The sequence below is a fragment of the Pedobacter sp. Leaf250 genome (genome assembly GCF_920984735.1).
Lineage (GTDB): Bacteria > Bacteroidota > Bacteroidia > Sphingobacteriales > Sphingobacteriaceae > Pedobacter.
Genome location: NZ_CAKLBU010000016.1, coordinates 39050 through 60688 on the forward strand (window position 1 = coordinate 39050; position 21639 = coordinate 60688).

The window sequence follows — 21639 nt, forward strand, 5'->3', positions numbered from 1 at the left end:
TTATTTGCGATCGGTATGCCCTAAATCCATACCAGGACTTATATGATCGCGAACCAGTTTTTTTAATTCTTTAATTTCTGGAAAACGCTCCATCGCTTTGCGATCAAAAACCAATTGATCATCAATAGAGATAAAAAATGCGCCACTAACTTCACTTGGAATTAATAAAACACCTTTAATTTCACCAGTAAAGGTATTTAAAAGTTCTTGCGCCATATATGCCGAACGCAACATCCATCCACATTTGGGGCAATATTCTATCGAGATTGTAGGTTTCATAGCACCAATATAGAAATATCTTTTTGATGGGCATTTTTAGCATAAAATTATATCCATAAACACACCAGCTAATTTTTTAATATAGATTTAAAAAATTTCCAACTATATTGGCAACAGTTGGTTATTGTAATCAGTATTATCCATTTTTTATGACGAAAAATATCTTTATAGCATCTGCAGAGCCCTATACCGGAAAATCAGTAATCGCATTTGGCATGATTAATATGCTCTTGGCTAAAACCCAAAAGGTAGGATATTTCAAGCCCATAATTGCACAAGAGGATCCAAATCAAAAGGATGAACATGTAGAAGCAATGCTTGATTATTTCTCATTACCCATTCGTTATGAAGATGCTTTTGCTTTTACCCGGCAGGATATGCTTCACCAGGCAGAAGATAGTGGAACAATTATTAACACCATCATCAGTAAATATAAAAAGCTAGAAGACAACTACGATTTCACGGTAATTGAAGGCAGCGATTTCTTAGGCGAGGGCAGTGCTTTTGAATTCGAATCGAACGCCTTAATGGCGAAAAACCTGGGTGCGCCTGTATTAATCGTGGTTTCTGGAAAAGGTAAAACTGCTAGTCAGTTGTTTAAAAGTGCCATTAACATTTATCGCAATTTCTTGTTAAGAGATGTTCAGGTTTTGGGTGTTGTGGCTAACATGGTTAATCCAGAGGAAGCTGAACGGATTAAACAAGCATTAACCAATCAATTGCCACCAGAATTATTGATCGCAGTGATTCCTATAGAAAGTGGTTTGCAAAGTCCAACCATGAAAGAAATTGCGGCAGCTCTGGATGCTGATATTTTATTTGGTGCAGATTTGCTCGATAACCAGGTTGATAATTTTGTAACAGGAGCAATGATGCTGCCTAATTTTTTAAGGCACATTAAAGATAACTTGTTAATTGTTACACCTGGCGATAGAGGCGATATTATAATTGGTTCATTGCAGGCTAATCTTTCTGCTAATTATCCAAAAATTGCTGGGATTGTACTTACAGCAGGCAGTTTACCCGATGAACCAATGATTAAGCTAATTGAAGGTTTACAAACCATTATCCCAATTATTGCGGTGCAAAAAGGGACTTTTGAAACTACAACAACTATTGGTTCTATCCATTCTAAAATTACTATTGATAATAAAAAGAAGATTGAATTAGCCATAGATATTTTTGAAAAACATGTTGATTTGAAGGCGCTTGATGATAAAATCATCACATTTAGCTATCAGGGAATAACGCCTCACATGTTCCAATATCAATTGGTAAAGTGGGCCAAGCGGGAGAAAAAACATATTGTACTTCCTGAAGGAAATGATGAACGGATACTAAAAGCTGTAGAAAAGCTAATTGCACAAGATATTGTAGACATTACTTTATTGGGCGATCCACTGGAAATTGGAAATTCTATAAAGAGATTAGGCTTAAATTTAGATGTAAATGCCATTCATATTTACAACCCTGTACTTTCCGATCAGTATAATTCTTATGTAGACACCTTACACGAGTTACGCAAAGCCAAAAATGTGAATATGGAAATGGCTCGTGATATGATGACCGATGTATCTTATTTCGGCACCATGATGGTGTACAAAGGCGATGCCGATGGAATGGTTTCTGGCGCAGTACATACCACACAGCATACCATCCGCCCTGCGTTGCAATTTGTAAAAACCCGACCAGGTGTATCAGTGGTTTCTTCGATATTTTTTATGTGTCTGCCAGAACGTGTAGCCATTTTCGGCGATTGTGCGGTAAACCCAAATCCAACCGCACAACAACTTGCAGAAATAGCCATTTCATCAGCAGAAAGCAGCGCCAAATTTGGTATTGAACCAAGAATCGCGATGTTATCTTATTCTTCGGGCACTTCTGGTGAGGGGGAAGATGTAGAACGGGTAAGGGAAGCAACCGCAATTGTAAGGAAAAGATATCCGGAATTAAAAATTGAAGGTCCTATTCAATATGATGCAGCGGTTGATCCAATTGTTGGACGCCAAAAAATGCCAAATTCGGAAGTTGCCGGAAGAGCGAGTGTATTGATTTTCCCTGATTTAAATACAGGAAATAACACTTACAAGGCAGTGCAGCGTGAGACCGGTGCTTTGGCTATTGGCCCTATGTTGCAAGGTTTAAATAAGCCCATCAACGATTTAAGTCGCGGCTGTACGGTCGACGATATTTTTAACACGGTAGTAATTACGGCAATCCAATGCCAGGATTTATAAATAAACCATGAACATTTTAGTCATCAATTCAGGAAGTAGCTCTTTAAAATATCAACTTTTTAAAATGCCAATAAAAGCCCCGATCTGTAGCGGATTGGTTGAACGCATTGGTATTGAAGGATCATATATTAAACATACTTTATTTAGCGGAGCAGAAAAATTTGTAACAGAAAAAACCGATTTTATTGCTGATCATGGCGAGGGTTTGAATCAGGTATTGGCTTTGCTAACCGAAGGAGAACAAGCGGTGATTGCAAGTCCGGATGATATTGCAGCCGTAGGCCATCGGGTAGTTCATGGAGGAGAGCATTTTTCAGGTCCAACGTTGATTACCGGGGAAGTGAAACATCAAATTAAAAAACTTTTTTCACTTGCTCCGCTTCATAATCCGGTTAATTTAAAGTGCATCGAGGTGGCTGAACAAACTTTTCCAAATGCAAAGCAAGTGGCTGTTTTTGATACCGCTTTTCATCAAACTATCCCGCAACAGGCATTTCGATATGCAATTCCCGATCAGTACTACATAGATCATGGCATTAGAGTTTATGGCTTTCATGGCACCAGTCATAAATATGTAAGCGAGCAGGCCATTAAATGGCTGGATAAAGGAGATTCGAAAATCATTACCATCCATTTGGGTAATGGTTGCAGTATGGCAGCCGTTCGTGATGGAAAATCAATCGATACAAGCATGGGATTTGGACCTTTGAGTGGCCTCGTTATGGGTACACGCTCTGGCGATATCGATCCGTCGGTTATTTTTCATTTGATTGAACATGCGGGTTACAGCTTAGATCAGTTAAGTACTTTGTTCAATAAACAATCTGGTCTATTGGGTGTAGGTGGCTCGAGTGATATGCGTGATATCGGCAAACTTGCTGTTGAAGGTAAAGATGGGGCAATCCTATCGCTAGAATTATATGCCTATCGCATCAAGAAATTTATTGGTGCTTATGCTGCCATTCTAAATGGTTTGGATGCCATTGTTTTTACGGCGGGTGTTGGAGAAAATGATAAATCTATGCGGGCAGCAGTTTGTAATGAACTAGATTACCTAGGCATTAATATGGATCAAGAAAGTAATTTGAAATATACAGGCGGCATTGTTGATGTTAGCTCTAATGAATCGAAAGTGAAAATCTTGGTTATTCCAACCAATGAAGAGTATGAAATTGCACATCAATGCTTTGGATTATTAGCATAAAATAAAAAATCCCTCATCAGAAATTTTTACTGAAGAGGGATTTATAAATTAAATTTCTAACACGGATAAAATATTGCCAGACGGATCTTTGAACCATGCAATTTTTGGACCCTGTGCCCCTTTCGAAATTCCTTTCTCATTGGTTTTGATATATTCCGAATCGTATTGTTCGAATTTTATGCCCTTTGAAATCAGTTCATCGACGGTTTCATCAATATTCCCGACAGGAAAATTCAAAACCGTAAAGGTTGCTGGTTCATGATTATCTTTTGGATACAGCATAATATTTTCGGCACCATCGATTACCAATTCTAGTATACCCATTTCTCCAACTTTGGTTTTTAATCCAATAGATTCATAAAATGCTTTTGCTTCTTCTATATTTTTTACAGAAAAAGAACTAAATGCTTTGCTTGTTTGCAACATGATTTAAAAAATTAGTTAAACAATATGTAGAGTGTAGTATTCAGTTAGCTTTTCCAGGCACCGATTAACCTTCTTATCACAACAATTTCTGCAATGTGATAAGCATTATGATCGGCTATTTGCAATGCTTCACGTAGAAGAGTTTGCCCCTGCCCATGTGGGATTTCGTTGTAAAGATTTTCAGTTTCGATCAATTCAATAAATTCCAATAGATCTTTTTCAATGCTGGAAATAGTTTTATTCCAGGCTTCCTCATTTTCGGGTGCAGTTTCTATAGGCCAATATTCATCCGGCCATTTCGGCGATTGATGATTTCCATCTTTACTAAATTCCAACATATCCCATTGTGCAATCCGAATGTGTTCCGCCAGCTGCCAAATACTATAAGGTAAATTTTGAGGTTTTTGTGAAACTTGCTCCAAATTTAAATTGGCGATTGCTTCTGTTAAACCGACATGCGCTCCGCCTCCACTTAACAATTTTTTGAGTTCGTTGATGAGGATTGAGGTATGATTTTCCATGAGCTTTATTAATGTGCTATTAAATAACAAAGTTGAAAGCGGATGGTTTGGAGTTGCAATTTTCTATTACTTTTGAGTATGAATTTTCAAGACCTCTTCCCTGTCCTAAATGAATATACTTATTTTAATACCGCTTATTCGGGAATTTTATATCAACCGTTGATAGAATGGCGACAGCAGCATGACCAGGAATACCTGGCTGGAGGAAGTAATTTCAGATTGGAGAGCGGAACAATCATTGAAAATTTAAGGCTTCGGCTTGCCGAAATATTCCAGGCTAAAAATGTCTTGCTTACACCAAATTTTTCGTTTGGCTTTAACACCTTGTTAAATGGTTTGGAAAAAAATCATCGCTTTTTATTGTTGCAAGAGGATTACCCTTCTGTAGCTTATCCAATAAAATCTAGCGGTTTTGAATTTAATGAAGTTAAGATCGATGAAAATCTTGAAGAAAACATTTTGATAGCAATTGATGCATTTAAACCTACAATATTTGCATTTAGCATGGTGCAATACATTAGTGGTTATAAATTTTCAGAAAACTTTATTAAAAAAATCAAACAAACATATCCAGAAATTTTGCTGATCGCCGATGGAACACAATTCTGTGGTACAAAGGCATTTAATTTCGATAATTCAGGATTGGATGCTTTGCTTTCAAGTGGGTATAAATGGCTTCTTTCTGGTTTTGGTAATGGATTTTGTTTATTGTCAGATCAATTGGTTGGAAAACTTTATCAGGATAAATCTGCCAATGGCTTGCCAACTGCACCTTTTCTACAAGGCAAAAGCCATTTGGCAATGAGTTTTGAACCTGGACATATAGATACATTAAATTTTGGTTCGCTTGATTACAGCCTTAACTTTTTACAATCAGTCGGATTTGAAAATATTGAAAAAAGCAATCAGTTACTTTGCGATAAAGCCAGAACAGAGTTTTACAACAGAGGTTTGCTTCCTGAATGGATGATAAACAGAGAAAGTCAATCCACCATCATTAGTTTGCCCTTAAAAACAGAAATGGTCGAAAAAGTGGAAAAAGCCAATATTTTATGTTCAGCACGAGGTGCGGGAACCAGATTCTCTTTCCATTTTTACAATACTGTAGATGATTTACAAAAATTACTCGATGTGGTTGACGGAAAGTATTAATCTACTTTCCAAACCGCATCAACAAAGTATTCCTTCCGATCAAAAAAGCGATGAATTGGCGTAAATCCAGTTTTACTGGCCAAAGCATCTATATCAGCTAAGGAATATTTCTGCGAAATTTCCATGTATATATGTTCACTTTTATTGAAGTGAATGGTTTCGTCGCCAATATTTACACGCTGTTCGTTCAGACTGATCAAATAACTTTTACAGGCGCCCGTTTCAGGATCATAAGAAGCATAATGATCAAAATTTGAGATATCAAAATCCCCATCCAATTCCCTGTTGATTCTATCCAAAAGATTCAGATTAAAAGATCGGGTAATTCCGGCAGGATCATTATAAGCAGCGAGAATTTGTTTTGGGTTTTTCTTCAAGTCAAAACCGATAATCAATAGATCATTTGGCGAAAGTTCGTTCTGCAAATCACAACAAAAGTTTTCCGCTTCTGCTAAATCCATATTGCCAATATTGGCGCCCATAAACAAAACAACTTTTCGCCGATTGGAAATGGTTTTGGCCTTTTGGAGCATTTTAAAATAATCACCATTCAAGCCTTGTATTTGCAATTCAGGCAGTTTTTTAGGTAAGTTTTCTTCCAGATCATCTATTACATGACTCGAAATATCAATGGGAAAATAAGTGAAATCCAATTGCGATTGCAATAATGCAGATAACAAATGGATGGATTTAGTAGCATCTCCAGCACCAAGCTCGATTAGATCAAATCCATCACCACCGGAAGAAATGAAATCCGCCAGTTTCGCTGATTGTTCTTCAAGGATTTCCATTTCAGAATTGGTGAGGTAATATTCCTTCATTTCCATAATTTGCTGAAAAATCTGATCTCCTTTTTCATCATAAAAATATTTGGAGCTTAAGAATTTTGGATCGGCCTGCAAACCATCTAAAACATCACTTAAAAATTGCGAACCAACCGGAACCATACGTTTAGTAATCATTGTATCCATAAAATTATTTTGCTAATCGAATGCCTGTAAATTGCCACCTTAAATGTGGATGAAAAAAATTTCTGTAAGTAACGCGTTCATGACCTTGCGGCGTAGCAACAGATGCACCACGCAACACTTTTTGATTAACCATAAACTTGCCATTATATTCACCTATTGCGCCAGGGGCTTTGCTAAACCCAGGATAGGGCAAGTAAGCACTTTCGGTCCACTCCCATCGTGTACCCCAATTAAATTGTTGAGCAGCTACTTCCCACTCAAACTCTGTTGGTAAACGTAAACCTTTCCAACTGGCATAAGCATAAGCTTCGTAATAACTCATGTGGGTAACTGGTGCGTTCAAATCAATTTTATGAAAGCCGTTTAGCGTATAGTTGAACCAGTCACCATCAACCAGATTCCAGTATAAAGGCGCATTAATCTGATTGTTTTTTACCCAATCCCAACCTTCGGCATGCCAATAGCTAAAATCCTGATATCCGCCTGTATTGATAAAATCGAGGTATTCTAGATTGGTGACCAAAGAAGTGCTGATGGAAAAATGATTTAGGTAGACTTTATGCCGTGATAGTTCATTGTCAAAACAAAAGCCATTGGCATTAAAACCAATTTCATAAATTCCTTCTGCAATATCAATCATTTCATCACCACACAATTCATCCGTTTTATCTTTCCAATCTGTTGAATAAGCTGGAAACAATGGATTATTTCCCAAAATGTATTTAATATCAGTAAGCAATAATTCCTGATGTTGTTGTTCGTGATTAAAACCTAGGAGCAATAATTCAGTTAGTTTTTCATTTATTGGGCAGGAAAGTAAATGTGTCATGGCTTCATCCACATAGGCACGATATTGGTAAACATCATTCACACTTGGTCTGCTTAAATTTCCGCGATCAGTACGGATTACCCTCGCACCTACAGATTCGTAATAGCTGTTGAAAACGTAATTAAAATCCGGATTAAATTCCTGGTAAGTAAGAGAAAAAGCTTTAAGGATAAAAGTTTCAAAAAACCATGTAGTGTGTCCCAGGTGCCACTTCGGCGGACTCACATCTGCAATTGGTTGAACAACATAATCCTCCGTTTGCAAAGGCTCACATATTTGTTCAGAATGCTTTCTTATACGCAAGTATTCTTCAATAAAATTCATTTGTTGTTATCCAGATATTGCTTAAGATCTGTGATGGTATAAACACCTAGATCTTTTGATTGTTTTCGCCGCATCATTAAAGCATAAGAATTATTGAAGCCAATTGGCGTTAACCATTTGATCTGATATTTCTTTTTAAATTCATCCTTTACGTATTGATAAGTCTGATTTTTATCATGAGCTATTTTCTTCGCAAATTCGGCATTGGGTTGAAGCAATACCAATAATCCTGTACCGGTATATTCCGGGTAGAAATCAATCTGATCATTCACTAAGGCATCAAAACATATTTTTGTACCGCCTAAACCTGTTTTAGTAGCCACCTGATAATTGGTATTTCCCTGGATAAGCATTTTATACATTTCGGCAAGGATGTACTGTTCACCAAAAATTTTGGAACCAATACGAACAATACCTCCTTTACTATTTTTCGATACTTTAAAAAGATTTTGACTCACCAGGAAATCTTTTGCTACCTTTTCGGGGCTTTGATGCAGCTGATCGGTTTTATAATTCAGATCAGTCATTACTGCATCAGTTATTTTCCCTGCAAGAAGATTTAACACGCTTTCGAGTTCAGGAAACTTTTTTAGTGAAGATTCCCGCACAATTGGCGCAGCGTAGTATGGTGGAAAAATAAGTTTGTCATCTTTCAAAATGGTTAGATCGAAAGCTTTCAGTCTTCCATCGGTAGAATAACCACTGATTACGTCTAACTCTTTTTCAAAAGCCGCTTTGTACATCACAGCATCGCTGATTACTATGGTATTAATTTTTAATCCATACACCGATTTCAGGCCCAAATCGCCATCTTGCCGACCCATAAATTCGGGTGTGAAACCTGCAGTAAGTGAATTACCGTAGGCTTTAGGAAGTAAATAAAGGCCACTCAAGATTAGGATGGCAACTGGTACCACAATCAGGATTTTTCTTAACTTTTTGAAATTTAGATTTTGAATCAATGCGAGCAAACCATCTAAAACAATTGCCAAAATTGCTGCAGGAATTGCTCCTGCCAAGATCATATTGGTATTGTTTAAAGAAATACCTCCGAAGATAAATTCGCCTAAACCTCCCGCAGCGATATATGATGCGAGTGTTGCAACACCAACATTGATTACCGTTGCCGTACGTATTCCAGCCAGAATAACAGGCATAGCTAAGGGCAGTTCGACTTTAAAAAGAATTTGCTTAGCACTCATTCCCATCGCTTTTGCAGCTTCGCGAACGCTCGGATCTACCCCAACAATTCCGGTATAAGTGTTTCGAATAATGGGTAATAGCGCATAAATTAGCAGCGCAACAATTGCAGGTTTGGCACCAATTCCAAGTAGCGGAATCATGAAACCCAGTAGAGCGATGCTCGGAATAGTTTGTAAAATACCTGCGAAAGCCAAAACTGAGCCGGATAATTTTTGTTTTCTGGCTATTAAAATTCCTAAAGGCAAACCTATTAGAACAGCGAAAAAAAGTGATATGAATGTTAACCCTAAATGCTGCAATGTTTGATTAAGCAACTTATCAGATTGCTCGATCATGAACTGCCATAGGCTTTGCTGGTTTTCACTCATGATACTGGATTTTTTTGATATTGACTAAAAGCAGCTGTTAATTGATCGAAATCGATGTTTTTCTGATCACCGGATTCGTTTTTTATCCCAAGTCTGCTTTGCGTTTGTAATTTCTCCATTGCATCCCAAACATTTTCTGTTGATGAAATGATGTTCGGCGTTTCATGATCCGATGCTGGCAAAAAATCCCAGATATCATTTAACGAAGCAACTTTAAAAGCCAGGGATAACTTTTCACTTGCTAGAAAATCTTCAGAAAATTTATTTACAGGCTGGTAAAGCAGTTCTTTGGGTGTTCCTATTTGAATAATCTCTCCCTTGTCCATCAAACAAATGCGGTCTGCAAGTTCAAAAGCTTCATGAATATCATGGGTAACCATTACCATGGTCTTTCTTTTCAGTTCTTCCAATGCCTTAAACTCTTTTCGAATGCTCGAACGGGTTACATTATCCAAAGCGCCAAAAGGTTCATCCATTAATAGAATAGATGGATCTGTAACCAATGCCCTGGCCAAACCCACACGTTGTTGCTGTCCGCCGCTTAATTCACTTGGAAACATAGCTAAATACGATTCAGGCAAATGAAGTTTTTCTATAATTTCGTTTATTCTGGATGTAATTTTTTTATTATCCCAATTTAATAGCTTGGGTACAATGGCTATATTTTCAGCAACAGTGTAATGAGGGAACAAACCATTATTCTGTAATACATAACCAATGTTACGCCTTAAAATTTCTGGTTTTTCTTCGTATATTTTTTTTCCATGGATAGTAATTTCACCAGAATCTGGAACAATTAGGCGGTTTATCATTTTAAGCGTTGTGGTTTTTCCGCAACCACTTGTACCGAGCAAAATCAGGCTTTCTCCTTCTAAAACCTCAAAAGAAACCTGATTAACAGCAAAGGTGCTACCGAAGCTTTTGCTTATTTGCTTAACGCTAATCATCCAATTTCATAAAAAGATTATTTAACGATTCGGTATATGTTGGATGTGCGAAAATTCCATATCGGATTTTATCATAAGTGATTCCGCCTTGCATTGCCATTTGTAAAACCGACATAATTTCGCCACCATCAGCAGCGATAACGGTAGCACCTAATATTTTTTTAGTTTTAGCATCAACAACTGCTTTCATCATACCAAATGTTTCGCCAGTTTCAATTCCCCGTGCAACATTTGCCATGGGCAATACAGCAACTTTGTAATTTAATCCTTGCTCCTTGGCTTCATTTTCCGAAATTCCCACTCTTGCCATTTGCGGGTCGGTAAACATACAATAAGGAATTGGGCGACCTTTTGTCGACACATTTTTCTTTTCTATTAAATTTTGGTAGATAACCACATGATCATTATATGCAATATGCGTAAAAGCAGGTCCGCCTTTTACATCACCCAATGCATAAATACCTTTTACATTGGTCTCCAACTTATTGTTCACCATGATATGACCTTTATCATCGGTTTTTACACCGCAATAATTTAAGCCAAGGCTTTCGGTTTGGGGTTTTCTACCTACAGCAATTAAAACATGACTGCAGTTTATTTTTCTGCTTTGCGATTTTTGCTTCACTTCAATAGCTATTCCTTTATCAGATTTTTTGATCTCAGTAACGTCTACTGAAGTTAAAAATTTAATATCTTCATTTGCTAAAACCTTGCAAATTTCATCAGAAACATCGTGATCCTCTTTTGCCAAGACATGAGTAGACTTTTCGAGAATAGTAACCTTACTACCAAAGCGGCTAAACATTTGACCAAATTCCAAACCGATGTAATTGCCTCCAATAACCACGAGATGATCAGGAATTTCCTGTATATCCAATATTGAGGTAGATGTGAGATAATCGATATTTTTTAAACCCTTAATTTCTGGAATAACTGTACTTGCACCTGTATTAATAAAAATTAAATCTGCCGATAAGTGTTCAATCTTACCATTTTCCATTTCTACTTTTATCTCTTTTTTTCCGGTAAAAGAGGCAGCGCCCATGAATAACTTTAAGCCTTTGGTAGATTCTATTCCCTTTTGAGCTGATCCTTGAAATAATTTTACAATTTCATCCTTCCTCTTTTTTATCTGCTTTAGATCGATCTTAACGTCACCTATAACTACACCAAGTTTTCCAGCATTTCTTGCTTGGTAAGCAGTTCTTGCAGATGCAATCATTGTTTTTGTAGGTGTACACCCATCAATAATGCAGGTTCCACCAACTATTCTTTTTTCAATTATGGCGGTTTTTTTTCCTGATTCAGCCAGTTTTTTAGCTAATGGTGTACCAGCCTGACCAGCACCTATTATTATTGCATCGAAATGTTTCATATAAAGTAATTACAGCAATAAAACGAGGAAAGCCGGCCATTGTTTGGCTGGCTTTCTTTTTAGCGCTTAAATAAAACTATTCAATGAAACTACAAAGCCTTTAACCTTTTTTGTTGCGTGCTCTTTATGGCCCAAAAAATAAGTACTGGCTGAAAAAACAATCGCATCAATCGTTTCTGATCGGTATCCAAACCAAAACCATCGCGTTTATTTACATATTGAGAAATGTTGCCCGGAAACACGGCGACAAATAACGATGCTGCTAAAATCCCTACTGCAGGCCTATACTTTTTAGGAGCAAAAACCAATGCCGTCCCCATTGCTATTTCTACTAGTCCTGAGTAAATTACCGTATCATCTTTTTTAAGAGGAATCCAATCAGGAACCTGCGCTTGAAATTCCTTCCGGGCAAAGGTTAAATGACCAATTCCGGCAATAATTAATCCAGTACCCAAAATGATTCTGGCGATACTTTTTCCAGTTGTAGTTTTCATCTTTTAATAACACATTCCAAAAAGAAATGTTTACGATAGCATCGCAACACTAAGTATTTGGATTGATGCATCTCAAAAGATTTTCATTAATCAACATTTGTAGAAAACTTTTTAGATCTGAATAATGTTATCATGCAGAAATTAGGCACTCAACACATACTAAAATGATCAAAATTCACAACGACCAGGACTATAAAAAAGTTATCAAAAGACTTAAGCAGCTTTCAGAAAATTCTGTTAATCATTCTTTCGTACCAGAAATTAACAACCTTACTGAAATGGCTATAAAGTATGAATATTGGAGATATGATTTAACAACAATGGATCAAAATAATCAGAAACTTTCAGCCACAGGATAATTAGGGAATAAAATAAATCCTATATTTTAGCTTAAATAAAAAAAATCTATTTAGTATTATTTGTGAGATATTGGTTTTTAAGTAATGATCAGTATAATGTATTAATTAGCTTGTCCAACAAAGTTTCCAACTCTTTTCAATAAGTCGAATATATCAAAAGGTTTTGCAATAAAATCTTCTGCGCCACATTGTTTTTTCATTTCACTTAAAGCAGCATGTGCGCTCATCATCATCACGGGGATACCCTTTGTTGATTCATTGCTTTTAAGCATTTCACAAACCTCTATCCCATTTCCATCTGGTAGTTTAACATCAAGCAAGTATAAATCTTGTGAGGCTTTATCATCAAATGCCATAAAATCTTTTACATTCGAAAATCCAAAAACCTCATAATCTTCTTCAGTTAAAATCAATTCAATAATTTCTTTAATACCCTGATCATCCTCGAGCAGGCATATTTTCTTACCCATAAAATTCTTAGTCAATTACTAGTTCGCAATGCTTATTCACTGTGTGAAACCAACAATATGCAAAATTGTTTTGGTTAAATCGAAGTATTTCACTGTTGTAAACAAAAAACCACAATAGTATAGAATTAATAACCCGTACTTTCAGATTTAATTATCACATGAAAAGTATCACCAATAATTTCTTACAAACACCCTTTAGCTAAATTAATAAATTGATAATAAGATTGTTGCTTATTTAGTAAATTGGCGAAGTTGAGTTTACTTATCTTTGTTACATTAATGAACATTTCAGCGAAGCACGATTATATACTTAAAGTAAGTATCATCATACTCATCTTATTTAACATTTTCTCTAATAAATCTTATGCACAACTGCAAAAGTCATCGGTAGTTTACGCCACAGTTAACGAAGGAAGACTGGAAGGAAAAATCCAAAACGATGTGTTTGTTTTTAAAGGTGTTCCTTATGCTGCACCACCAATCGGACCATTGCGCTGGAAAGCACCACAGCCCTTAACTAAATGGTCTGGGGTTCGCAAAGCGATAGAATTTAGTGCTCGCCCTGTTCAAAAATCTGGTATTCTTTATGAGTTCCGATCTGAAAGCATGAGTGAAGACTGCCTTTACCTTAACATTTGGTCTACCGCTAAGCCTAACGAGAAACCGCATCCGGTTTATATTTTTATTCATGGTGGCTCATTTATTCACGGAGATGGATCGCAGCCCGCTTATGATGGAGAAAGCATGGCAAAGAAGGGAATTGTATACATTTCTATTAATTATCGATTGGGCGTTTTTGGCTTTTTAGCGCACCCCGATTTAGCTAAAGAAAATCAGTTCGGTGCATCGGGCAACTATGGTTTATTAGATCAGGTAGCAGCATTAAAATGGATTCGTGAAAATATTGCTGCTTTTGGCGGCGATCCCAATCGGATTACCATTGGTGGCGAATCTGTTGGTTCGCAATCGGTAAGTGCACACATGGCCTCCCCTCTTTCAAAAGGTTTATTCTCTGCTGCTATTGCCCAAAGTAGTTCTTTACTTGATTCAAGAAGATTGATAAAATCAAAAGAATCATCAGAAAAAATGGGTATTGACTTTGTTGCTTTAACTAAAAGCGAATCAATTGCCGAAATGCGGGCCATTGACGAAAAGCGCTTATTAAAAATTGCATCCAAAGGAGATCCCAGAAGATTTAAACCCACTGTTGATGGTTACTTTCTTCCAAAATTCCCGACAGAGGTTTTCGAAGCTGGAGAGCAAATTAAAGTTCCACTGCTTGTAGGTTGGAATGCAGATGAGGTACCATCTCTGGCCTTTTACAGATTAAAACGGGCTACGCCAGAAAATTTCTATAAAAGAGTTCGGAAAATATATGGTGAAGATGCAGCCGAAGTATTGAAATATTATCCTGTAACAACAAAAGAACAGGCAAAAATAGCTGGTGCAAAATTAGGTAGCGATTGGCTAATTAATTTCGGAACATGGCGTTTGGCAGAATTACATGCTAAAAGTAATGCGCCTGTTTATCGGTATTTGTTCGATCAACCCCATCCTGGATTAACCGCAAGTACTATTAATGATGGTAATTTTTTTCAAGTTTTACTTAAAAAGATGATTAATAAAGCCATTACAGGTTCTGCGTTTCATGCTGCAGAAATAGAATATGCTTTGGGAAATCTTGATGTTCAACGAAATTACGCATGGAAGCAGGAAGATTATAAAGTTTCGCAACAAATGCAGGCTTACTTTTCCAATTTCATTCATAATAACAATCCAAATTTGGGCAGTAAGGAAATCAACCTTATTAATTGGCCTAAACAGAAAGCTGGAGTAAAACAAGAATATTTACGAATTGGCTTACCTAGTAAAGTTGAGGTTGAACTTGATACGACCAGAAACAGGTATTTATTATTACAGCGAATTAAGTTTGCAGAATAATTTTTTGATTTTCTAAACTTTCATAAAAATATAAGCAAAAAAAAGCCGCTGAATTATTCAACGGCTCTGTAAAGAATTAGATTTTTTTTACAATGATTTATGGGCATCTCTTAATGCCTTAATTGCATCGTGACTAATATTAATTCCATCTTGTTGTTTTAACAATACGGTTCTAACATTTTCACCTAGCTCATTTTCCTGAAGTGCATCTTTATATGCTTTTTTAATTGCATCCTCACCTCTTTCGCACTCAGCTAAAATGCTATGACGGTCATCACCACCAAAGCTTGCTTTGATATCAATCCATGCTCTGTGTAATGTTCCCAAAATGGTATTTCCAGTATCTGGATCTTCGTTATTTCTGCCTACAAGACCAGCAAGTTCAGTCACATTTGATCTGCTATCTGATGAAAGCTTATCGAAAGTTGCTTTTAAATCGATGTTTTCATCACTTAAATCTTTAGATGCTTTATCAAAGCCATCTGCTCTGTCGTTGTTAATTTGAATAAGGTCGTTTAATACCTCTACTGTTTTTTCTTGATTTTCCATAGTAATTATAATTCAATAATTGGTAGTTGGAATTACAACAACAGTCATCATTGAAAGTTTTGCTAATTGTAAAAAATACTTTTCTGTTTATACTTAAGTGTTGGACGTTGCTATGGTATGATTTTCAGATTGCAGAAAACACTTTTAGTTGACAAACATTAAAGCCACCTAACCGTTATTTCAATATCATATAACAAATAATATTATGTCAATTTTAAACAATAAGGTAGCTGTGGTTTCTGGTGCGGGTTCTGGAATCGGTAGGGCAATTGCAATTACTTATGCTAAGGAGGGCGCCAAAGTAGTTGTAGCAGATATCAATGAAGCGCATGCCAACGAAACTGTTAAATTAATTATTGATAATGGTGGTGATGCATTTGCTGTATTAGCAGATTCTTCAAAAGCCGAAAACAATAAAAAATTAGTAGATGAGGTAGTGAAAAAATATGGACGCATAGATATTGCCTGCAATAATGCTGGAATGGGTGGCCCTGCAAAACCGACAGGTGATTACGAGCCCGAAGAGTGGGATCGTGTAATTGCACTAAACCTGAATGGTGTTTTTTATGCTTGTAAATACCAGCTTGAACAAATGGTAAAAAATGGTGGTGGTTCAATTATTAATATTGCCTCTATTCATGGACAGGTTGCTGCACCAAATAGCCCTGCCTACACGGCCTCTAAACATGCCGTTGTAGGTTTAACGAAAAATATCGCGGTAGAATATGCTCAAAAAAATATCAGGTGTAATGCAGTTGGGCCAGGTTATATTGAGACACCGTTGCTTACTGCAAATTTAGATGAAGAAGGTTTGAAAGCAGTTGCAGGAAAAAGTGCCATTAATAGATTGGGAACCGTACAAGAAATTGCAGATTTAGTTGCGTTTTTAAGTTCCGATAAATCATCATTTACAACTGGTAGTTACATTATAGCTGATGGTGGCTACACCGCTGTATAATTTTAAACTTAATATTTTTTTGAGGATCAAGTTTGATAAAAATTTGATCCTTTTTTATAAAAAAAACAATTCAAACCTCCTGCCGCATTTTTAAACAATTAAAAACCAATTAGTTATTTATTCTGTTAATAATGTTACCGATAACTAAAACTTAATACCATGAAAGCGATAACCAATTCAATTTTGGTGGGATGTAGCCTACTCCTATTATCAAGTTGTTCAAAAACAGAACTTGTTGATGATAATGATACGGGTTTAACCGATGGACCAGGTGTTGAAACAAGCCAACCAAATACTAACTACGCTCCTGCGTTTGCAGGCCAAACAAGAGTAAAAGCAGTACGTACAACCGTAGCATTTCAAGGCACTGCAATCAGTACTGGTTTAACTGCTCCATGGGGTATTACCGCGCTACCTGATGGAAGGTTATTAATTACACAAAAAGCAGGAACAATGCGGATTGCGACGACATCAGGTACATTAAGTTCACCAATTAGTGGTATACCAGCAGTAAATTCATCTGGACAAGGTGGGTTGCTAGGGTTGTGTATTGATCCTCAATTTGCAAGCAATAGAATGATTTATTGGGTATTTTCTGAAAACGTTACTGGTGGAACACAAACCTCAGTAGCGAAAGGAAGATTGGCTCAAAATGAACAAAGTATTGAAAACGCAACGGTTATTTATAGAGCTGGCCCTGCTTATAATGGCACCCTTCATTATGGTGGCCGAATTTTATTCGACCGTACTGGAAATTTGATTGTTAGTACTGGTGAGCGTTCTGATCTTGCAACAAGACCACTTGCGCAATCAGTAACATCTGGACTAGGGAAAATTATCCGCATTAATACAAATGGTCAACCTGCTGCCGGAAACCCAACATTTTCAGCAGCCGGAGCATTACCAGAACTTTATAGTATCGGACATCGCAATCCTCAAGGTTTAGCCCTGCACCCAACTAGTGGAGAAATTTGGCAAAGCGAACATGGTCCTCGTGGGGGCGATGAAATTAATCGTTTACAAGCAGGCCGAAATTATGGCTGGCCAACTATCACTTACGGAATAGAATATAGTGGATCAGCAATTGGCGCACCAATACAGCAACAAAATGGATTGGAACAACCTGCTTATTATTGGGATCCTGTAATATCTCCGAGTGGGATGGTTTTCTATACTGGTAATCGAATTGCTGAATGGCAAAACAATTTGTTTATTGCAACTTTAAGCGGTACACATATAGTTAGATTGGTTGTAGAAAACAATCGTGTAATTGGAGAAGAACGCTTATTAACAAGCGAAAACCAAAGATTTAGAGATATTACCCAAGGAACAGATAATATGCTCTATGCAATAACAGATGGTGGAAGGTTATATCGTATCGACCGATCGTAAATATCCACTTAATGATATGAATTTATTTGGCGCAATAACATTAAAATTATTGCGCCATTTCTTTTTATGATTACTCCAAACTATATTTAATCCTCTTACATATCAAAGAAAGCTAAACATATTGCTAAAAAACGCTAAATCATTGAATAATAATCAAATATGTAAACTTTTATTTTGCCAAATCAGCAAATTTCCCTATATTGAGATCATTAATAGCAACTAAATCAGATTATTATGAAAAATTTCCTGTTTTTCTTAGTTTCTTGTCTGATATCTGCTACTGCACTATTACTTTCTGGAAAAATTGCCGATATCGAATTAGGGATAAGCACCGTAATTTGTGTTTGGATTATTTTTGCTTGGAGCATCATTAATAAAGTTAGCCAAGGCAGCGATAGCCAAAGTTGAAATTAAAAATGATGATAAGAACGCTTAGCATGTTTCAATTTTGAAGTAAGTATTTACTTGCTTTCGGCTTTGCTATATTCGTGATCTTATATCAATCATCTACAGAAAATTTTCTGGATAGAAATAATTAGATATCAATTGATATTTTAGTTAAGAATCAGTTTTTCAATTCCTTAGATATTCAAATGTTTAAAACAACATTTATGTGGATAAAATCTCCCAAACAAATATGGATCGTCTTTTATTTATCTCTTATCTAAAACGAATTATATGCAAAAGACAATTACTCCAACTAACGATCTTCAACAATTTATAGACAAATTCCAGCCAAGTAAATTTAAATTATTAAACAGAGGTATTGAAATAAGAGGCAATAACGATGTTTATAGAAGTATTACTGCGGCGAAGGAATTGATTGAAAGAATGAAACTTAGACTAACAGTTCTGCATTCTGCCGAAATGGCCATGTATGGTGGTTTTGAAGTGGTGCATGCAGCATAAATTTTATATCCTCAAAACCTTTAAAAAAGTTTTGAGGATATATTAACAATAAAAGGAAAAGCATACTAAACTAAACTCACTACTCTGCAAACATATACGTATTATCAACCCGATGCTCTGGGTCAATATTTATGCCTTTATAAAAAACGGTTTCTGTTTTTAAGTCTGCATCAATGCTGTACATCACACCATTTTGGCAAACGTAATAATAGTTGTTATTTGCATGGTAAAGTATGCCATAAGCCTCACTAGCCAGCTTTTTACGAGCTATAACTTTACCCTCGTCATCTAATTTTAAAATCTCTTTGCGGGTGCTCACCATTACGCCATCATCACATTCGGCAACGCTAAGTAATGCATTATCTTCTTTGTACAGTTCGGTTTTCCAGAGTAGTTCCCCTTTTTCCTTATCAACTGCATATAAGGTAGAACCCCCAAAATAAACCGCATTATCCGTGATCAGCATGTTGTGCGTAGAACTTTGCGAAGTAATATCTGCCTTGAAATCCCACAGAGAATTATATTCAGGTGTGAAATATGATAATAGGTTATTCTGACTAAGTGTAAAAATATTGCCGCCATCGATCATCATTTCACCAGTAACCGGTTCATTTTCATCATAATTAACAGATGATACTTTTTTGCCGGTTTTAATATCAATTGCAATCATACTTCCATTTAAGCTTACCAGCACCAGGTTTTTCACCACTTTAGGACTAGAATATATGATGTTGGGATTGTGATACACCCAATTCACTTTTTTAGTTGCAATGTTGATCGATTTTATTTCACCATGGCTATTGGCAAAGATAATATTGCCGTTTACCACTAACGGATACTGGTAAAACAATCGAAAGGCTACATCCGTAAAATTGTAGTTGTACAAATCGGCATCTGATGAAACGGTATCTTTTATTTCCCAAACCTTGTTACCTGTTTTTTTATCGTATTGGATAATCGAGCCATCGATATATGCTTTGATTAAATGTTTGTCATCGACTGTAAAAAAATTCACCTCATCATTCTCGATTTGGTTAAACGAATCTGCATGCCACAACAATTTTTTGTCTTTGAGATTAAATGCGTACACATCATTTGCACTTGTGGTTAAATACAGTATGCTTTTATCGTTCTCTGACTTTTTCTTACAGGAAAGTAAGGTGGCGCACAACAACACAAGGGTTAATAATTTTACCATCTATCTTTATTTAAAACATAATCATAAGGAATACTTTGGCTAAAATCGGCAAGATGCCATGTGTTTGGGTCTGATTGATATTTTACGAAATCGTAAATTACATTTAGCGGCGCCTGGATATTGCCAAGATTTCCACGCTCTTTATTAAATGCTGAAACCATAGCCGTAACCCTTGCTATTTCCCTATCACCTTCCGATTGTTGCAATGGAGCAGTATAACAAACTCCAATTTTAATGGTTGCTTTATATTGCTTAAGCAAACTTGCCACCTCGTTTTGGTAATTTCTAACAATGGCTTCTTGCGCCTCTTGGTCTGTAGGTTTTTCTTCGGCAACTTGTAGTTTAGAAAAGTCTCTCTTCTTATAATTGATAATATCTTCCATTACACTTTCCGGAATGTAATCTTTATTTTTGATAGCGTTTTCCCACATTGTGGTATCTATCGGGCTTTGCGGCGCAGCTGTTGCATAATCTACATTAGTGGTATCTTTCGCACTTTCTGCAATTAAACGCTTGTTATTTTCGTAATTGGCCCAATCTTCCTTGCTGTAGGTAAGATATTGTTGCACCTTATATAGCGGAGTTTCCACATCGTTTCTGTAAATATATTCTGTAACACCCGCAACAACGATGAGCAGCAGAATAAATAGCCCAACAATTTTTAATACTTTTTTAGCTTTAGATTTTTTAACAGGAATTTTTTCCATTGATGCGTTTTTCTGATGGGTTTATGATAGTATAATTTGATGGCTAAAAGTTATGAACCGATACAATTTGATGGAGTTAAGATCATATTTTCGAGGTTTTGCATTCCTTTAATCTATACCGGATGATATTTTTTAAAACTTAATTTAAGAGGTAGGTTAAGAGGCTAACATATTTAAATGTTGTAGCTTTATAATAGCACCACCTATCTGAAGGTTAAATCAAAATCCCATTAGGGTTGGTTCACCCTCATAACGGTCAGTTGTAGTAAAAACCTTATTGGAGCTTAACTCTTTTATATTTATTAACTGATTTCCTTTTTTAGTAAGCATTAATCTTATGGTTTCGTTACCATCATCACTTACAATATTGATGTTATCACCTTCGATAGCTACCTTTTTATAATCTTTGTATTTGATAATTAAATTTTGAGCCAATTCTACTTCTCCATCTTTTGGCTTTTTATACTCAAAACCATTTTTCGGATAAACCGTACTAATTCTCACATTTTTACCTTGACTACTAAAAGTGTAGCTTTTTTCAAAAATATCTGTGGGGGTTATTGTAGTAAGTGTAGCTGGCTGAATTTTCCACTTAAAGGTGATGGTTTCGGGAAAAGAATTCTTAACCAATGATTCAGGATCTGCCTCACGTATTGACCTAACCGGAGGTGGAGGTAAATAACGCGTTTTTTTAACCGGCTTCTTCTGGGCATAGGCAGCAAAAGAAATTAAAGTTGCGAGGATAAAAAATTTGTATTTCATGGTAATTAACTTTAATAATTTCTTACCGAAATAACGTTTAATTCATAAAGATTTTTAGTGCCAA

At 36.2% G+C, this 21639-nt stretch carries 23 protein-coding genes; 9 read left to right on the top strand and 14 right to left on the bottom strand.

Annotated elements, in window-relative coordinates; genetic code table 11:
• Positions 1-279, bottom strand: a complete 279-nt coding sequence (locus LUA91_RS14875; protein ID WP_231426864.1) for a SelT/SelW/SelH family protein — start codon at positions 277-279, stop codon at positions 1-3.
• Positions 280-428: 149 nt separating this feature from the next.
• Here LUA91_RS14875 and pta point away from each other — a divergent pair, with 149 nt between their 5' ends.
• Together pta and LUA91_RS14885 are read left to right on the top strand one after the other, a co-directional pair.
• Positions 429-2516: a phosphate acetyltransferase gene (pta, locus tag LUA91_RS14880; protein ID WP_231426865.1), complete on the top strand. Its 2088-nt coding sequence runs from the start codon at positions 429-431 to the stop codon at positions 2514-2516.
• Positions 2517-2523: 7 nt separating this feature from the next.
• Positions 2524-3720 carry an acetate/propionate family kinase gene (locus LUA91_RS14885; RefSeq protein ID WP_231426866.1) on the top strand — a complete coding sequence of 399 codons (1197 nt, stop codon included), beginning with the start codon at positions 2524-2526 and terminating at the stop codon, positions 3718-3720.
• A 48-nt stretch (positions 3721-3768) separates the two neighbouring features.
• Here the strand turns inward: LUA91_RS14885 and LUA91_RS14890 are convergent, their stop codons facing one another.
• Entirely contained in the window at positions 3769-4146 is a 378-nt protein-coding gene (locus LUA91_RS14890) for a VOC family protein (protein WP_231426867.1), read from the bottom strand.
• Positions 4147-4190: 44 nt separating this feature from the next.
• Positions 4191-4667, bottom strand: coding sequence for a DinB family protein (locus LUA91_RS14895; protein WP_231426868.1), 477 nt, complete (start codon positions 4665-4667; stop codon positions 4191-4193).
• A 78-nt stretch (positions 4668-4745) separates the two neighbouring features.
• On the opposite strand from LUA91_RS14895, the gene LUA91_RS14900 reads away from it, so the two are divergent.
• The gene (locus tag LUA91_RS14900) at positions 4746-5819 is read left to right on the top strand and encodes an aminotransferase class V-fold PLP-dependent enzyme (RefSeq protein WP_231426869.1); all 1074 of its coding nucleotides are present in this window, start codon (positions 4746-4748) and stop codon (positions 5817-5819) included.
• On the opposite strand, the gene egtD is transcribed toward LUA91_RS14900, so the two are convergent.
• From egtD to LUA91_RS14930, 6 genes are all read right to left on the bottom strand, one after another.
• Complete coding sequence (gene egtD, locus LUA91_RS14905; protein WP_231426870.1) at positions 5816-6790, bottom strand: L-histidine N(alpha)-methyltransferase; 975 nt, start codon at positions 6788-6790, stop codon at positions 5816-5818. The genes LUA91_RS14900 and egtD overlap by 4 nt on opposite strands.
• 4 nt (positions 6791-6794) lie before the next feature.
• Positions 6795-7943 carry an ergothioneine biosynthesis protein EgtB gene (egtB, locus tag LUA91_RS14910; protein WP_231426871.1) on the bottom strand — a complete coding sequence of 383 codons (1149 nt, stop codon included), beginning with the start codon at positions 7941-7943 and terminating at the stop codon, positions 6795-6797.
• Positions 7940-9514 (bottom strand): ABC transporter permease/substrate-binding protein, encoded by a 1575-nt coding sequence (locus LUA91_RS14915; protein ID WP_231426872.1) that lies wholly within the window; start codon positions 9512-9514, stop codon positions 7940-7942. The genes egtB and LUA91_RS14915 overlap by 4 nt, the downstream gene beginning before the upstream one ends.
• Entirely contained in the window at positions 9511-10461 is a 951-nt protein-coding gene (locus LUA91_RS14920) for an ABC transporter ATP-binding protein (RefSeq protein WP_231426873.1), read from the bottom strand. The genes LUA91_RS14915 and LUA91_RS14920 overlap by 4 nt, the downstream gene beginning before the upstream one ends.
• Positions 10454-11836 (bottom strand): mercuric reductase, encoded by a 1383-nt coding sequence (locus tag LUA91_RS14925; RefSeq protein ID WP_231426874.1) that lies wholly within the window; start codon positions 11834-11836, stop codon positions 10454-10456. The genes LUA91_RS14920 and LUA91_RS14925 overlap by 8 nt, the downstream gene beginning before the upstream one ends.
• Before the next feature lie 89 nt (positions 11837-11925).
• A complete protein-coding gene (locus LUA91_RS14930) occupies positions 11926-12330 on the bottom strand; it encodes a hypothetical protein (protein ID WP_231426875.1) in 405 nt (134 codons plus the stop codon).
• Between the two features lie 164 nt (positions 12331-12494).
• Between LUA91_RS14930 and LUA91_RS14935 the strand changes: the two genes are divergently transcribed.
• Positions 12495-12689 carry a hypothetical protein gene (locus tag LUA91_RS14935; RefSeq protein ID WP_231426876.1) on the top strand — a complete coding sequence of 65 codons (195 nt, stop codon included), beginning with the start codon at positions 12495-12497 and terminating at the stop codon, positions 12687-12689.
• Between the two features lie 101 nt (positions 12690-12790).
• On the opposite strand, the gene LUA91_RS14940 is transcribed toward LUA91_RS14935, so the two are convergent.
• Positions 12791-13159 (bottom strand): response regulator transcription factor, encoded by a 369-nt coding sequence (locus LUA91_RS14940; protein WP_231426878.1) that lies wholly within the window; start codon positions 13157-13159, stop codon positions 12791-12793.
• Positions 13160-13411: 252 nt separating this feature from the next.
• Between LUA91_RS14940 and LUA91_RS14945 the strand changes: the two genes are divergently transcribed.
• Complete coding sequence (locus LUA91_RS14945) at positions 13412-15100, top strand: carboxylesterase/lipase family protein (protein ID WP_231426880.1); 1689 nt, start codon at positions 13412-13414, stop codon at positions 15098-15100.
• An 87-nt stretch (positions 15101-15187) separates the two neighbouring features.
• Here the strand turns inward: LUA91_RS14945 and LUA91_RS14950 are convergent, their stop codons facing one another.
• On the bottom strand, positions 15188-15649 hold the full coding sequence (locus LUA91_RS14950) for a PA2169 family four-helix-bundle protein (protein WP_231426882.1): 462 nt from the start codon (positions 15647-15649) through the stop codon (positions 15188-15190).
• A 205-nt stretch (positions 15650-15854) separates the two neighbouring features.
• Here LUA91_RS14950 and LUA91_RS14955 point away from each other — a divergent pair, with 205 nt between their 5' ends.
• From LUA91_RS14955 to LUA91_RS14970, 4 genes are all read left to right on the top strand, one after another.
• Positions 15855-16607 carry an SDR family NAD(P)-dependent oxidoreductase gene (locus LUA91_RS14955; protein WP_231426883.1) on the top strand — a complete coding sequence of 251 codons (753 nt, stop codon included), beginning with the start codon at positions 15855-15857 and terminating at the stop codon, positions 16605-16607.
• Between the two features lie 159 nt (positions 16608-16766).
• Positions 16767-17999: a PQQ-dependent sugar dehydrogenase gene (locus LUA91_RS14960; RefSeq protein ID WP_231426884.1), complete on the top strand. Its 1233-nt coding sequence runs from the start codon at positions 16767-16769 to the stop codon at positions 17997-17999.
• 234 nt (positions 18000-18233) lie between these two features.
• Positions 18234-18407, top strand: coding sequence for a hypothetical protein (locus LUA91_RS14965; RefSeq protein ID WP_231426885.1), 174 nt, complete (start codon positions 18234-18236; stop codon positions 18405-18407).
• Between the two features lie 270 nt (positions 18408-18677).
• Positions 18678-18908 (top strand): hypothetical protein, encoded by a 231-nt coding sequence (locus LUA91_RS14970; RefSeq protein ID WP_231426886.1) that lies wholly within the window; start codon positions 18678-18680, stop codon positions 18906-18908.
• A 79-nt stretch (positions 18909-18987) separates the two neighbouring features.
• Here the strand turns inward: LUA91_RS14970 and LUA91_RS14975 are convergent, their stop codons facing one another.
• From LUA91_RS14975 to LUA91_RS14985, 3 genes are all read right to left on the bottom strand, one after another.
• The gene (locus LUA91_RS14975) at positions 18988-20106 is read right to left on the bottom strand and encodes a PQQ-binding-like beta-propeller repeat protein (protein WP_231426887.1); all 1119 of its coding nucleotides are present in this window, start codon (positions 20104-20106) and stop codon (positions 18988-18990) included.
• Positions 20100-20813 (bottom strand): hypothetical protein, encoded by a 714-nt coding sequence (locus LUA91_RS14980; RefSeq protein ID WP_231426888.1) that lies wholly within the window; start codon positions 20811-20813, stop codon positions 20100-20102. The genes LUA91_RS14975 and LUA91_RS14980 overlap by 7 nt, the downstream gene beginning before the upstream one ends.
• A 219-nt stretch (positions 20814-21032) precedes the next feature.
• The gene (locus LUA91_RS14985; protein ID WP_231426889.1) at positions 21033-21575 is read right to left on the bottom strand and encodes a hypothetical protein; all 543 of its coding nucleotides are present in this window, start codon (positions 21573-21575) and stop codon (positions 21033-21035) included.
• Positions 21576-21639 lie beyond the last annotated feature (64 nt).

Coding starts and splice junctions, on each gene's coding strand:
- LUA91_RS14925 (WP_231426874.1), bottom strand. CDS start 11,836: ATGAAACATTTCGATGCAATAATAATAGGTGCTGGTCAGGCTGGTACA.
- pta (WP_231426865.1), top strand. CDS start 429: ATGACGAAAAATATCTTTATAGCATCTGCAGAGCCCTATACCGGAAAA.
- LUA91_RS14985 (WP_231426889.1), bottom strand. CDS start 21,575: ATGAAATACAAATTTTTTATCCTCGCAACTTTAATTTCTTTTGCTGCC.
- LUA91_RS14950 (WP_231426882.1), bottom strand. CDS start 15,649: ATGGAAAATCAAGAAAAAACAGTAGAGGTATTAAACGACCTTATTCAA.
- LUA91_RS14980 (WP_231426888.1), bottom strand. CDS start 20,813: ATGGAAAAAATTCCTGTTAAAAAATCTAAAGCTAAAAAAGTATTAAAA.
- egtB (WP_231426871.1), bottom strand. CDS start 7,943: ATGAATTTTATTGAAGAATACTTGCGTATAAGAAAGCATTCTGAACAA.
- LUA91_RS14900 (WP_231426869.1), top strand. CDS start 4,746: ATGAATTTTCAAGACCTCTTCCCTGTCCTAAATGAATATACTTATTTT.
- LUA91_RS14885 (WP_231426866.1), top strand. CDS start 2,524: ATGAACATTTTAGTCATCAATTCAGGAAGTAGCTCTTTAAAATATCAA.
- LUA91_RS14970 (WP_231426886.1), top strand. CDS start 18,678: ATGCAAAAGACAATTACTCCAACTAACGATCTTCAACAATTTATAGAC.
- LUA91_RS14935 (WP_231426876.1), top strand. CDS start 12,495: ATGATCAAAATTCACAACGACCAGGACTATAAAAAAGTTATCAAAAGA.
- LUA91_RS14915 (WP_231426872.1), bottom strand. CDS start 9,514: ATGAGTGAAAACCAGCAAAGCCTATGGCAGTTCATGATCGAGCAATCT.
- LUA91_RS14955 (WP_231426883.1), top strand. CDS start 15,855: ATGTCAATTTTAAACAATAAGGTAGCTGTGGTTTCTGGTGCGGGTTCT.
- LUA91_RS14875 (WP_231426864.1), bottom strand. CDS start 279: ATGAAACCTACAATCTCGATAGAATATTGCCCCAAATGTGGATGGATG.
- LUA91_RS14940 (WP_231426878.1), bottom strand. CDS start 13,159: ATGGGTAAGAAAATATGCCTGCTCGAGGATGATCAGGGTATTAAAGAA.
- LUA91_RS14930 (WP_231426875.1), bottom strand. CDS start 12,330: ATGAAAACTACAACTGGAAAAAGTATCGCCAGAATCATTTTGGGTACT.
- LUA91_RS14960 (WP_231426884.1), top strand. CDS start 16,767: ATGAAAGCGATAACCAATTCAATTTTGGTGGGATGTAGCCTACTCCTA.
- LUA91_RS14965 (WP_231426885.1), top strand. CDS start 18,234: ATGAAAAATTTCCTGTTTTTCTTAGTTTCTTGTCTGATATCTGCTACT.
- LUA91_RS14920 (WP_231426873.1), bottom strand. CDS start 10,461: ATGATTAGCGTTAAGCAAATAAGCAAAAGCTTCGGTAGCACCTTTGCT.
- LUA91_RS14890 (WP_231426867.1), bottom strand. CDS start 4,146: ATGTTGCAAACAAGCAAAGCATTTAGTTCTTTTTCTGTAAAAAATATA.
- LUA91_RS14975 (WP_231426887.1), bottom strand. CDS start 20,106: ATGGTAAAATTATTAACCCTTGTGTTGTTGTGCGCCACCTTACTTTCC.
- LUA91_RS14895 (WP_231426868.1), bottom strand. CDS start 4,667: ATGGAAAATCATACCTCAATCCTCATCAACGAACTCAAAAAATTGTTA.
- egtD (WP_231426870.1), bottom strand. CDS start 6,790: ATGGATACAATGATTACTAAACGTATGGTTCCGGTTGGTTCGCAATTT.